The following is a 13,091-nucleotide window of genomic DNA, read 5'->3' on the forward strand; positions in this document are numbered from 1 at the left end:
TATGGTGCCCTTATGTCGATGACGTTGCCCAACCTGGATTTCTCCCGTCCCTGGCTACGCCTTGGTTGTACCCTGCTGCTGTTCGGACTGCCTTTCTCCCTGGGTCTCTGGATGTTGTACAACAGCCATATACAGACCCTGGAACGCCAGTCCGAGGAGTCCGCCAAACAGGCGGTCTCCCTGATGGAAACCATGTTGTCCCATGCGGAAGAGGCCAATCAGGCGATCCTGCCCTTCCTCGGCAAGTCGTGCGAACGGGCCCTGTTTGCCCTGCGCCAACAGGTAGCGCTGGTGCCCTTCGTGCGCACCGTCAATCTGGCGGGGGAGGAGGAGGCCTACTGCAACTCCCTGTTTGGTCCCATCCGCTGGCCCGATCGGCAGGAAAATTACATCGACGGGCGCCTGCGCCTGGTGTCGGGTAGCCAGGTGCGTGCCGATCACCCCTTGCTGATCCTGCGGGACAACAAGGAGCAGGGGGCGGCGGTCAGCACCATAGATGGCGACTATCTGCGCTTCATGCTGGTGATCAGCGGCCGCCCCTGCAAACTGCTGCTCCACGTGGGGAGCCAGTGGCTGGATGACGAGGGGGTGCTGAGCGACAAGGAGGTGGCCTTGCCCACCCTGGCCAGTCACGAGACCCCTTCCGCCCGCTATCCGCTCTCCATCTATGCGGGACACGAAATCTCCTCGCTCTGGCTCTCCCTGTGGCAGGAGAAGCGGTGGGGAGCCCTGCTGCTGGCGGGCATCTCCCTGACTTTTGCTCTGCTGATCTGGTGGTTGCTGGGACGGCCCCGCTCACCCGTTAGCGAGCTGGAACGCGCCCTGCGCAACAAGGAGTTCGTGCCCTACCTGCAACCTCTGGTGGCGTCGGATGGCGAGCGGGTGATGGGGGCCGAGGTACTGATGCGCTGGCAACATCCGACGGCCGGGTTGATCCGTCCCGATCTCTTCATCCCCCAGGCGGAGGCGAGTGGCCTCATAGTGCCGATGACGACCCTGATCATGGAAGAGGTGGCCCGGGAGCTGGGTATGGAGCGCCAGCAGGTGCCCCACGGATTTCACATCAGCTTCAACATCAGTGCGGCCCATTGCCGCGAGGCCGGGTTGCTCGCCGAGTGTCGCCGCTTCCTCGCTCATTTCGCGCCGGGCCAGGTGGTGTTGGTGCTGGAGCTGACTGAGCGGGAGCTGCTGGTGGCCGATCCCCAGACCCTGTCGCTGTTCAGACGGCTCAACGAGCTGGGGGTCAGGCTGGCCATCGATGACTTCGGCACCGGCCACTCCAGCCTGCGTTATCTGCAGCAGTTCCAGGTGGACTACCTCAAGATCGACAAGTCCTTTATCAGCCGGATCGGGACCGAGTCTCTCTCCGAGCACATAGTCGACAACGTGATCGACCTGGGTTCCCGCCTCGGTCTCTCCCTGGTGGCCGAGGGGGTCGAACATCCGGCGCAGGCGCAATATCTCAAGACCAAAGGGGTGACCTATCAGCAGGGATACCTGTTTGGCCGGCCGATCCCCCTTGGGCAGTTCAGGGCGGAGCTGAACCAGAACGCCGCCAATCCCCGGTCGGTACCCGCCGTCGCTTGTTGAGGGCATCGGCAATCCGCGCGCAAATAAAAATCCGGCCCCGTAGAGGGGCCGGATTTTTTTATCAGCGTGCCAGTGGGTCGCAAAACCCGGCGGCAGGCGGCGATCAGTAGTCGCCGCTTGCCCGCTTGGCAGCGGTGATCATCGGGGTGATGGTCATGCCCTGCACCACGATGGAGAACATCACCACAGAGTAGGTCATCACCAGGATGACCTGGCGCAGGTCGACGCCATGCTCCGGCAGCATCATGACGCCGGACGGCAGTGCCAGGGCCATCGCCATGGCCAGACCGCCGCGCAGGCCGCCCCAGGTGAGGATCCGCACCGAGAAGGTGTTATAGGTACGGAAACGGCGGAAGGCCACATAGGGCAGGGAGACGCTGATGAAGCGGGCAGCCAGGCAGAGCGGCACCGCGATGACCAGCAGGATCCAGTCACGCCAGGCGAGATCCAGCAGCACCAGCGCCAGACCGATCAGCAGGAACAGCAGGGCGTTGAGGAACTGGTCCATCAACTCCCAGAAGTGATCCAGGTGATGGCGGCTCTGCTCGGAGAAGCCGGAGTGGCGGGTCCAGTTGCCGATCATGATGCCGGTGACCACCATGGCCAGAGCGCCGGAGACACCGATCATGTTGGCAAAGGCGAAGCCGGCGGTCGGGATGCAGAGGGTCAGCAGCAGCTCCAAAGAGCCGTCATCGGTGGCGCTGATCATCACGTGGGCGATGACCCCCAGCACGGCACCGAACAGGATGCCACCCAGGGCTTCATGCAGGAACAGACCCGCCACGCTGCCGAAGGTGGGCTCGACGCCGCCAAATGCCACGGCAAACACGGTGGCGAAGATGACGAGGCCGACACCGTCATTGAACAGGGACTCACCCTCGATCTGGATGGAGATCTGGGGCGGCGCCTTCATCTTCTTGACGATGGCCAGCACGGCGATGGGGTCGGTGGGGGAGATCAGGGCACCGAACAGCATGCAGTAGACCAGTGGCACATCCCAGCCCAGCAGCTTGGCGATGAACCAGAAGCCGTAGCCGATGAGGAAGGTGGAGAGCAGGGTCGCGACTATGGCCAGAATGGTGATCTCCCACTTCTGGCTGCGCAGCGCCTTGAGGTTGATGCCAAGACCTCCGGCGAACAGCAGGAAGCCCAGGATCCCCTTGAGCAGGAAATTCTGGAAGTCGATGCTCTTCATGGTCTCGACGGCAAGGGGTTCCAGGTTGAACCAACCCAGTTTACCGAACAGCACCATCAGCGCGGAGATCAGCATGGAGCCGGCGGTGATGGCGATGGTGGTCTGGATCTTCACGACATACTGGTTGGCAAAGGCGATAAAGATCGCCAACGCTGCCAGGAAGCAGAGTGTGTAGTAGACGCTCATAGTTATTTTTTCTCGTTTGTAAACAGCAAGCACGTATCCCTGTCGGGACGCCCATAGGGTACTCCCGGGTCATATGTTACTCATTACCCACAAGTGAGTATATGCAGGCCATTTTGGACTGATAGACGGCTAGATTTCCATTTTTCAGGTTTACTGTTAGGATGCTGCTTACGCAGTTGCATGGATGTAAGAGGAAAGCGCCGTGGCGAAGAGTGGGCAAAGTAGGGATCCGAACCAGAAGTCGGACATAACAAAGAAACTGGAAACCTGCCTCAAGGAGCGGATCCTGATCATCGACGGGGCCATGGGCACCATGATCCAGGGCTACAAGCTCGGCGAGGCGGACTATAGAGGCGAGCGTTTCGCCGACTGGCACACCGACATCAAGGGCAACAACGACCTGCTGGTGCTGACCCGTCCCGCCGTGATCCGCGAGATACACGACCAGTATTGCGCCGCCGGCGCCGATATCCTCGAGACCAATACCTTCAACGCCACCCGTATCGCTATGGCCGACTACGAGATGGAGGATCTCTCTGCCGAGATCAACCGGGAGGCGGCCCGCCTGGCCCGCACCGTGGCGGACGAGTGGACCGCCAAAGAGCCCCACAAGCCGCGCTTCGTGGCAGGCGTCCTGGGGCCCACCAACCGCACCGCCTCCATCTCGCCGGACGTGAACGACCCCGGCAAGCGCAATGTCACCTATGACCAGCTGGTGGCCGCCTATACCGAATCGACCCATGCCCTCATTGAGGGCGGCGCCGACATCATCCTGATCGAGACCATCTTCGATACCCTCAACGCCAAGGCGGCCGCCTTCGCGGTGGACCTGGTGTTCGAGGCGCTGGGCTACAGCCTGCCGGTGATGATCTCCGGCACCATCACGGACGCCTCCGGCCGTACTCTCTCCGGCCAGACTACCGAAGCCTTCTACCACTCGCTGCGCCACGTCAAACCCGTCTCCTTCGGTCTCAACTGCGCGCTTGGGCCAGATGAGCTGCGCCAGTACGTGGAGGAGCTCTCCCGCATCAGCGAAACCTTCGTGAGCGCCCACCCCAACGCCGGTCTGCCGAACGCCTTCGGCGAGTACGACCTCGACGCCGCCGAGATGGCGGGCCATATCCGCGAGTGGGCTCAAAGCGGCTTTCTCAACCTGGTGGGCGGCTGCTGTGGCACCACCCCGGCCCATATTCGCGCCATGAGCGATGCGGTGGCGGGCATCAAGCCCCGCGCCCTGCCGGATCTGCCGGTGGCCTGCCGGTTGTCGGGCCTGGAGCCCCTCATCATCACGGCGGAGTCCATGTTCGTGAACGTGGGGGAGCGCACCAACGTCACCGGCTCGGCCAAGTTCAAGCGGCTCATCAAGGAGGGGCTCTACGACGAGGCCCTGGATGTCGCCAAGCAGCAGGTGGAGAACGGCGCCCAGATCATCGACATCAACATGGACGAGGGGATGCTGGACGCCGAGGCGGCCATGGTGCGCTTCTTGAACCTGATCGCCGGCGAGCCGGACATCGCCCGGGTGCCCGTGATGATCGACTCCTCCAAGTGGGAGGTGCTGGAAGCCGGCCTCAAGTGCGTGCAGGGCAAGCCGGTGGTCAACTCCATCTCCATGAAGGAGGGGGTGGACAAGTTCATCGAGCAGGCGAAACTGCTGCGCCGCTACGGCGCCGCCGTCATCGTGATGGCGTTTGACGAGGTGGGGCAGGCCGATACCCGCGCCCGCAAGTTCGAAATCTGCCAGCGCGCCTACCGCATCCTGGTGGATCAGGTGGGCTTCCCGCCGGAAGACATCATCTTCGACCCCAACATCTTCGCGGTGGCGACCGGCATCGACGAGCACAACAACTACGCGGTGGACTTCATCGACGCGGTGAAGGACATCAAGGATAACCTGCCCCACGCCATGATCTCCGGCGGCGTCTCCAACGTCTCCTTCTCGTTTAGGGGCAACGAGCCGGTGCGCGAAGCCATCCACGCCGTCTTCCTCTACCACGCCATCAAGAACGGCATGGACATGGGGATCGTCAACGCGGGCCAGCTCGCCATCTATGAAGACATCCCGGCCGAGCTCAAAGAGAAGGTCGAGGCGGTGGTGCTGAACCTCAACGACAACGCGACCGAAGAGCTGCTGGCCATCGCCGAGAAGTACCGCGGCGCCGGCGCCCAGGCCGAGGATCCGCGGGAGCAGGAGTGGCGCAGCTGGCCGGTGGGCAAGCGGCTGGAACACGCTCTGGTCAAGGGCATCACCGATTTCATCGAGGAGGATACCGAGGAGGCGCGCGCCGGGGCCGAGCGGCCGCTGCACGTCATCGAGGGGCCGCTGATGGACGGCATGAACGTAGTCGGCGATCTGTTCGGCGCCGGCAAGATGTTCCTGCCCCAGGTGGTGAAGTCGGCCCGGGTGATGAAGCGGGCGGTGGCCTACCTGCAGCCCTATATCGAGGCTGAAAAATCGGGCGGTTCCAGCAACGGCAAAATCGTGCTGGCCACCGTGAAGGGGGACGTGCACGACATCGGCAAGAACATCGTCGGCGTGGTGCTGCAGTGCAACAACTTCGAGATAGTTGACCTCGGGGTCATGGTCTCCTGCGAGACCATCCTCAAGACGGCCCGGGAAGTGAACGCCGACATTATCGGATTGTCGGGCCTCATCACCCCGTCCCTGGACGAGATGGTGCACGTGGCGAAGGAGATGGAGCGCCAGGGCTTCAAGCTGCCGCTGCTCATCGGTGGCGCCACCACCTCCAAGGCCCACACCGCGGTGAAGATAGAGCAGAACTACTCCGAGCCCGTGGTCTATGTCTCCAACGCCTCCCGCGCGGTCGGGGTGGCCCAGAGCCTGCTGAGCCCGGAGCTCAAACCAGCCTTCGTGGCCCGCATCGACAAGGAGTACGAGATTGCCCGCGAGCAGCACGCCCGCAAGCAGCCGCGCTCGCGCCCCATCACGCTGGCGGAGGCCCGCGCCAACCGCCATCAGCTGGACTGGGTGGGCTATGAGCCCCCGGCGCCCCGGGAGCCCGGCGTACAGAAGTTCGAGAATGTGCCCATCTCGGTGCTGCGCCCCTACATCGACTGGACGCCGTTCTTCCTGAGCTGGGAGCTGGCGGGCAAGTTCCCCCGCATCCTTGAAGACGAGGTAGTGGGGGAGGAGGCAACGCGCCTCTTTGCCGACGCCAACGCCATGCTGGATCAGCTGGAGAAGGAACAGAGCGTGCGCTGTGCCGGCATCGTCGGCCTGTTCCCGGCCAATGCCGTGGGGGACAGCATCGAGGTCTACACCGACGAGTCGCGCACTGAAGTGAAAAAAGTGCTGCACCACCTGCGCCAGCAGAGCGAGAAGCAGGGTTTCCCCAACTACTGTCTGGCGGACTATGTGGCGCCGAAGGAGAGCGGCAAGCCCGACTGGATCGGTGCCTTTGCGGTGACCGGCGGCATCGGCGAAGAGGCCATCGCCAAGGCCTACAAGGCGGAGCACGACGACTACAACGCCATCCTCATCCAGGCGGTGTGCGACCGTCTCGCGGAGGCCTTTGCCGAGTACCTGCACGAGCAGGTGCGAAAGCGGCATTGGGGCTATGCCCCGGACGAGGCCCTCTCCAACGAGGAGCTCATTCGCGAGAACTACCGCGGCATCCGCCCGGCGCCCGGCTACCCGGCCTGCCCGGAGCACACCGAGAAGGGGAGCATCTGGGAGCTGCTGGACGTGGAGCAGGCCATCGGCATGCAGCTCACCGAGTCCTACGCCATGTGGCCGGGGGCGGCGGTGTCGGGCTGGTACTTCTCCCACCCCGACAGCAAATACTTCGCGGTGGCCCAGATCCAGCCCGATCAGGTGGAGGACTACGCCGTGCGCAAGGGGATGACCCTGGAGGAGGCCCAGCGCTGGCTGGCCCCCAATATCGGCTAAGAGTGAAAGGCCGGATGAAATCCGGCTGATCGTCAGGCAAAAACGGCGGCATGCTCGGGCTGGTGGACCAGCCAGCCCGAAGCCGTCGTTTTCCATGGTCGCGGCGAGGAGCTGAGCGGTGAGCTCTGCGTGCGGTTTGTCTTGTTGTCAGGAGAAACAATTGGCGTTGTCTTGGCGCTGTGGCACCTTATACTCTCCCGCCCCATCCTGCCCAGGCACTGCCTTCTAGCGGAATTGTCATGAAGATCGCCATTTTATCCCGTGAGCCGAAAAACTACTCCACCCGCCGTCTGGTCGAGGTAGCACAGGCTCGTGGTCATCAGGTCGAGGTGCTCGACACCTTGCGTTGTTACATGAACATCGCCTCTCACAACCCCTCCATTCACTACGAGGGGGGGGAGCTGGAGAGTTATGACGCCGTGATCCCGCGGATCGGGGCCAGCATCACCGCCTATGGCACCGCCGTGCTGCGCCAGTTCGAGATGATGAACACCCTGGCCCTCAACAGCTCGGTGGCCATCAGCCGCTCCCGCGACAAGCTGCGGGCCATGCAGTTGCTGTCGCGCCACGGGGTCGGCCTGCCGGTGACCGGCTATGCCCACAGCACCCATGACGTGCCCGACCTTATCACCATGGTGGGCGGTGCCCCCCTGGTGGTGAAGCTGCTGGAGGGCACCCAGGGGATCGGCGTGGTGCTGTGCGAGACCCAGAAGGCCGCCGAGAGCGTGATCGAGGCCTTTATCCAGACCAACAACAACATACTGGTGCAGGAGTATATCCGCGAGGCCAACGGCGCCGACATCCGCTGCCTGGTGGTCAACGGCAAGGTGGTGGCGGCCATGCGCCGTCAGGCCCAGCCCGGGGAGTTTCGCTCCAACCTGCACCGGGGCGGCACCGCAGAGGCGATCAAGATCACCCCGGAGGAGCGGGCTACCGCGGTGCAGGCCGCCAAGATCATGGGGCTGGATGTGGCTGGCGTAGACATACTGCGCTCTGCCCGCGGGCCGCTGGTGCTGGAGGTGAACTCTTCCCCCGGTTTGCAAGGGGTGGAGGCCGCCTCCGGCAAGGATGTGGCAGGCAAGATCATCGAGTTTCTCGAGCTCAAGGGTAGCCGCAAGCACAAGCCTGCCGAGTAAGGGGCTGTGGGTGACAAGCTGCATCAAGCAGCATAAAGAGAAGGCGCCCTCGGGCGCCTTCTTGTTTCATGGGCTCATCGCCAGCCGGGCGCTGAAGATACCCTCTGCCAGCCGGGTCTCTATCTGCCAGCCCAGCTTCTCGCAGATGCGCTGGATGATGGTGAGGCCGCAGCCGTAGCCGAGGATCTGATCCGGCGCCGCCGCCGTCGGGTTGCTGATGGTGAGCACCTGCCCGCGCAGCTCGATCTCGATATGGCCTTCGGCGTAGCTGAGGGCGTTTTTCAAGAGGTTGCCAAGTGCAATAGCGAGCAGGGAGAGGGGAGCGTTTACTTCGCTTGCCTCGTCCAGTTCAAGCCGGATATCGAGGGACTCCCGCTGTAGCAAGGGGGCAAGGCGAGCCAGCTCCCGGCGGATCAAGGGTGCCACCTGCTGTGGCGGCCGCTCCACCTCTTCTTTGCGCCCCAGCAGCAGGAAGGTTTCGGTGAGCAGGGCCATCTCGTCGGCGGCGGCACGAATGCGGACGGTGGCGCGGGCCGCCGGGGCTGGCAGATCGGTTACCTTGCCGAGCAGGGCGGCGGAACCCTGGATCACCATATTGGGGGTGCGCAGCTCGTGGCTGGCGAAGCGGCTGAACTCCTGCTCGCGGGCAAATACGGCGCTGACCTCTTGCTTGCCGGTCAGCAGCGCCTGTTCTATGTCCCGCAGCTCCTGCCAGGGGGCATCGGGCACGAAGTCCGCCTGATCCGGAGTGAGGTGGGCAACCCGCTGCTGCAACCGCTGCAACGGGCCCGTGATATGGCGCACCAGCCAGATGCCAAACCCGATGAAGGCGAGCAGAAGCGCCAGCCCGATCAGCCGGGTAGCGAGATGCAGTTTGTCTTCGTAAGGATCCAGATAGTCGTCTGCGTCGTCGTTGAACACCAGGTAGAGCAGCCCCTTGCCAGAGGGGTGGCGCGCCACCAGAAAGTGCTTGTCCTCCTCGCCCAGCTGATGCTCGAAAAAGCCGGGGGTCTGGTAGGGCCTGAGCCAGACCGGCAGGCGGCCGGCCTCGGTCCAGTAGCTGGAAAACTGGCGCGGGCTCGGCGCCGGCGCCGCCATGCCGAGGCGCAGCCAGTCATCGCCGTAGCGGGTTACCTCAGCCTCCAGCCAGTGGCGCAAGCTAAGCTCCTCCATCTTGTCCTCGGCCACCAGCATCAGGCCCGAGATCAGCATCAGCAGCACCAGGCCGGCGCCACCAAGGGCCACCACCAGGCGACGGCGCAGGCTCGGCAGGCTCATGGGGTCACCAGCCGGTAGCCCTGGCCGTGCAGGGTCTCCAGCATGGGGGTGGGAAAGGGCTTGTCGAGGGCATTGCGCAGGGCATAGATGTGGCTGCGCAGGGCGTCGGAGTCCGGCTCCTCATCCCCCCAGACGGTGTCCAGCACCTCCTGGCGGCTGACGATGGCAGGGGCGCGGCGAGCCAGCAGGGTGAGGATCCGGAACGGGATCTTGCCCAGCTTGAGTTCGACCCCGGCCCGGGTGGCGCGGCCGCTGGCGGCATCGACGGTCAGCTCGCCCACGCTGATGGCACCCACGTCTCCGCGCGGCCCCCGCAGGCTGAGGGCTTGCAGGCGCACCTCCAGCTCCTCCATGGCGAACGGCTTGACCAGATAGTCATCGCCCCCCGCCTTGAAGCCGGCCAGCTTGTCCTCCAGGCTGTCGCGGGCGGTGAGAAACAGCACCGGGGTGGCAATGCCCTGCTCGCGCAGGCGAGCCACCGCGCTCAGGCCGTCCAGGCGCGGCATCATGACGTCCATGATGATGACGTCGAAGCGCTGCTCCGCCAGCAACTGCAGGGCGGCCTGGCCGTGATAGGCGCAGTCCAGCCGGTGGCCCGCCAGCTCCAGATAATCCATGATGGTTTCCGCTACCTGAGGATTGTCTTCCACAACCAAAATCTTCATGCTTTGCTCTCCTGGTCAGCGACCTTTTCACGGTCTTTTCACACCGGATACGGCATCCTGTGTGCCAGTGTAACCCCGAGGATCCCCGATGAAGAAACCTATCTGTGCCCTGCTGTTGTTGCTCATGCTGCCATTTGGCATGGCACATGCCGCCGATTTCAAGCTGACCGGCCGCACCACCTGGCAGCTGGGGCAGCTGATGGTCAATGGTCTGCCGTTTGTGATCGACGATCAGACCCGCTTCAAGGATTGGCTCAACGAAGACGATCTCGGCGGCACCTGGGTCGATCTGGAAGGGGTGGTGCTGGACGGCGTGCGCTACGTGCGGGAAGTGGAAGCGATCGACGAAGCGGACGAGATGGAGCTGGAAGGGCCGGTCGAGCGGGGGCGGATCTGGGGTTATACCACTTCGGACAACAGCCTGGCTCCGTTTGAAGGGCGCTGGCTCGAGCTGGAGTGCAAATTCGACGGCATGCGCCTGAGCCGCTGCCGCCAGGACGACTGACCCGCCAGCGGAAAATCTCCCCATCCCGGCCCATAGTTAAGGCTCCTCCTGCACTTGACCATGGGCCGCCACATGAAACCCGCCATCCTTCTTCTCCTCTCTCTGCCCTTTTATACCCAGGCTGCCGAGCGCGAACTCTGGCTGGTGGAACTGGAACACAACGACGGCCTGCGCCTGCAGTTTCAGGGGGCCGAACTCGAGCTGGGCAGCGCCCGGCTGGAGGGCATTCGGCAGTTATCTGATTTGAGGCCCGGTATGCGTCTGGCCATCTGGAGCCGTGACGGCGTGGCCGAGCAGATTGCTCTGGCGCCGCCCCGGCAGCAGGATGGCTGGCGGCGGGCGCAGGCGCCCCTGATCGCACAAGATGCCGGAACGCTTTCGATGGCAGGGCTGGGGGAGGTGAGCTTTGACCGCCACACGCGCTGGCTCAATGGCGGCCCCGGCGACCTGCAACCGGGGCGCGAGCTGGTGTTGACCCGGGATGAGGCGGGGCGATTACAGGCGATCCTGGTCGTCAATCCGGAAGATGAAATCACGGAATAAATCGGGGAAATATCGCTTGGCTGATTTATCCAATGAGTCAGGATATTTTAAAATATATAAAATTGTTAGATTTTATTTCATTTAAAGAATAGTGCTTTTAAGTTTTTGGTCATTAAAGTTATCGCTCCAATAAAACGTTTGCATTGTGTTTGGATCATGAAAATAAATATTCCGGCTTGAGTCAAAATAACCTCGACTGATATGGTGGTCTGGCGTGCTGCTTGTAATAAAAATAACCCTCTCATTCGTGTTGTTCTTAATAAAATAAGGGGTTGCTATGAAAGCACTCAAAATAACAGGCTTGTCATTAATCATCTCCGCCACGCTGGCCACTCAGGCCGGTGCCGCAGAGCCCATCTATCCTGACCAGTTGCGCCTCTTTTCCCTCGGGGAAGATGTCTGTGGCACCGATTATCGCCCGGTGAATCGTGAAGAGGCGCAGAGTGTCCGTAATAATATTGCGGCCATGATGGGGCAGTGGCAAATCAGTGGGTTGGCCAATAATTGGGTTATTCTTGGGCCAGGTTATAACGGTGAAATAAAACCGGGCAAGGCATCGACAACCTGGTGTTATCCTGTTCGCCCGACCAAGGCTGAAATACCGGTATTATCCGCTTTTAATATCCCCGATGGTGATGAAGTCGACGTGCAGTGGCGTCTGGTTCATGACAGCGCCAATTTCATCAAGCCGGCCAGTTATTTGGCGCACTACCTCGGTTATGCCTGGGTCGGAGGCGATCACAGCCAGTTTGTCGGAGATGACATGGACGTGACCCGTGAGGGGGACGACTGGGTGGTTAGTGGCAACGAGAACGGGTCATGCGAGGGCGATCGCTGCAAAGAGAAGAGCAGCATCCGTCTCAACAACTTCGCCTACACCCTGGATCCGGCCAGCTTCAGCCATGGTGAGGTGACCCAGACCAATCGCACCCTGATCAAGACGGTGGTGGGCTGGGCAATCAATGACAGCGATATCGAGCAGTCCGGCTATGACGTGACCCTGAACTACACCACCATGAACAACTGGTCCAAGACCAACACCTATGGTTTGAGCGAGAAGGTGTCGACCAAGAACACCTTCAAGTGGCCGCTGGTGGGGGAAACCGAGGTCTCCATCGAGATTGCCGCAAACCAGTCCTGGGCCTCCCAGAACGGAGGGACCGTCAGTACTGGCTTGTCCCAGTCGGTGCGCCCCAAGGTGCCGGCTCACTCCAAGATCCCGGTGAAGATCGAACTCTACAAGGCAGATATCTCCTACCCCTACGAGTTCAAGGCGGATGTGAGCTATGACCTGACTCTGGAAGGCTTCCTGCGCTGGAGCGGCAATGCCTGGCATACTCACCCGGGTGAACGCCCAGTGATGCGCCACACCTTTGCCATCGGCCCCTTCAAGGACAAGGCAAGCAGCATCCGTTACCAGTGGGACAAGCGCTACATCCCGGGCGAGATGAAGTGGTGGGACTGGAACTGGGCCATCCAGCAGAACGGCCTCGCCACCATGCAGGACAGCCTGGCCAGGGTGTTGCGCCCGGTTCGTGCCAGCATCACGGGTGACTTCCATGCCGAGGGCCAGTTTGCCGGCAATATCGAGATCGGTAACGCAGTGCCACTTGGCAATGGAGGCAATGGGCGAGGTGTCAACGGGCTCAAGCTGGATATCCCGCTGGATGCCCAGGAGCTCTCCAATCTGGGCTTCGAGAATGTCACGCTCTCGGTGACCCCTGCTCGCAATTAAACAAGCACACGCAACGTAACGATCAGACCGGGCCCAGTGCCCGGTCTTTCTTTTGCACTGGTCGGGCGTGTTAATGGGTTGTACTTTGCAAAACCCCACTTATACTGGCGCCATCTTGTCGGAGTGCTGACCGTCGAACGACGCTAAGCTGAGACCGTTAATTCGGGATCCGTGGAACCTGATCAGGTTAAGACCTGCGAAGGGAAACAAGGGTAACTTGCGGGTTACCGCGCCGGGGAAGGAGCACCTTCCCGCCAGTCAGAGGCAGACCGCTTCTGGCTGCTACAGGCGCACAGGGGGAGGTTGTCCCCACCGGTCGTCCATCAGGCGCCGGCTCTCCTGTCAGGG

Annotated in this window: 9 protein-coding genes and 1 riboswitch; of the genes, 6 read left to right on the top strand and 3 right to left on the bottom strand. The window is 62.2% G+C overall.

Annotated elements, in window-relative coordinates; all coding sequences use genetic code 11:
• The first annotated feature begins 12 nt into the window (after positions 1-12).
• Positions 13-1,590 carry an EAL domain-containing protein gene (locus tag I6L37_RS06680; RefSeq protein WP_216993578.1) on the top strand — a complete coding sequence of 526 codons (1,578 nt, stop codon included), beginning with the start codon at positions 13-15 and terminating at the stop codon, positions 1,588-1,590.
• A gap of 103 nt (positions 1,591-1,693) precedes the next feature.
• On the opposite strand, the gene I6L37_RS06685 is transcribed toward I6L37_RS06680, so the two are convergent.
• Positions 1,694-2,971, bottom strand: a complete 1,278-nt coding sequence (locus tag I6L37_RS06685) for a sodium:proton antiporter (RefSeq protein WP_026456942.1) — start codon at positions 2,969-2,971, stop codon at positions 1,694-1,696.
• 202 nt (positions 2,972-3,173) lie between these two features.
• On the opposite strand from I6L37_RS06685, the gene metH reads away from it, so the two are divergent.
• The gene (gene metH / locus I6L37_RS06690) at positions 3,174-6,881 is read left to right on the top strand and encodes a methionine synthase (protein ID WP_216993579.1); all 3,708 of its coding nucleotides are present in this window, start codon (positions 3,174-3,176) and stop codon (positions 6,879-6,881) included.
• Positions 6,882-7,120: 239 nt separating this feature from the next.
• The gene (gene rimK / locus I6L37_RS06695) at positions 7,121-8,017 is read left to right on the top strand and encodes a 30S ribosomal protein S6--L-glutamate ligase (RefSeq protein ID WP_042025107.1); all 897 of its coding nucleotides are present in this window, start codon (positions 7,121-7,123) and stop codon (positions 8,015-8,017) included.
• Between the two features lie 66 nt (positions 8,018-8,083).
• Here the strand turns inward: rimK and I6L37_RS06700 are convergent, their stop codons facing one another.
• Both I6L37_RS06700 and I6L37_RS06705 read right to left on the bottom strand, forming a co-directional pair.
• The gene (locus I6L37_RS06700; protein ID WP_216993580.1) at positions 8,084-9,295 is read right to left on the bottom strand and encodes a HAMP domain-containing sensor histidine kinase; all 1,212 of its coding nucleotides are present in this window, start codon (positions 9,293-9,295) and stop codon (positions 8,084-8,086) included.
• Positions 9,292-9,960: a response regulator transcription factor gene (locus I6L37_RS06705; protein WP_026458199.1), complete on the bottom strand. Its 669-nt coding sequence runs from the start codon at positions 9,958-9,960 to the stop codon at positions 9,292-9,294. Before I6L37_RS06705 ends, I6L37_RS06700 begins: the two co-directional genes overlap by 4 nt.
• An 88-nt stretch (positions 9,961-10,048) precedes the next feature.
• Here I6L37_RS06705 and I6L37_RS06710 point away from each other — a divergent pair, with 88 nt between their 5' ends.
• The 3 genes from I6L37_RS06710 (at position 10,049) to I6L37_RS06720 (ending at position 12,743) form a co-directional block, all read left to right on the top strand.
• Positions 10,049-10,465, top strand: a complete 417-nt coding sequence (locus tag I6L37_RS06710; protein ID WP_216993581.1) for a hypothetical protein — start codon at positions 10,049-10,051, stop codon at positions 10,463-10,465.
• A 72-nt stretch (positions 10,466-10,537) separates the two neighbouring features.
• A complete protein-coding gene (locus I6L37_RS06715; protein WP_216993582.1) occupies positions 10,538-11,008 on the top strand; it encodes a hypothetical protein in 471 nt (156 codons plus the stop codon).
• A 277-nt stretch (positions 11,009-11,285) separates the two neighbouring features.
• Positions 11,286-12,743, top strand: a complete 1,458-nt coding sequence (locus tag I6L37_RS06720) for an aerolysin family beta-barrel pore-forming toxin (protein WP_216993583.1) — start codon at positions 11,286-11,288, stop codon at positions 12,741-12,743.
• 109 nt (positions 12,744-12,852) lie between these two features.
• Positions 12,853-12,966, top strand: a riboswitch (TPP riboswitch).
• Positions 12,967-13,091 lie beyond the last annotated feature (125 nt).

This window comes from Aeromonas sp. FDAARGOS 1407 (assembly GCF_019048725.1).
GTDB classification, from domain to species: domain Bacteria; phylum Pseudomonadota; class Gammaproteobacteria; order Enterobacterales; family Aeromonadaceae; genus Aeromonas; species Aeromonas enteropelogenes.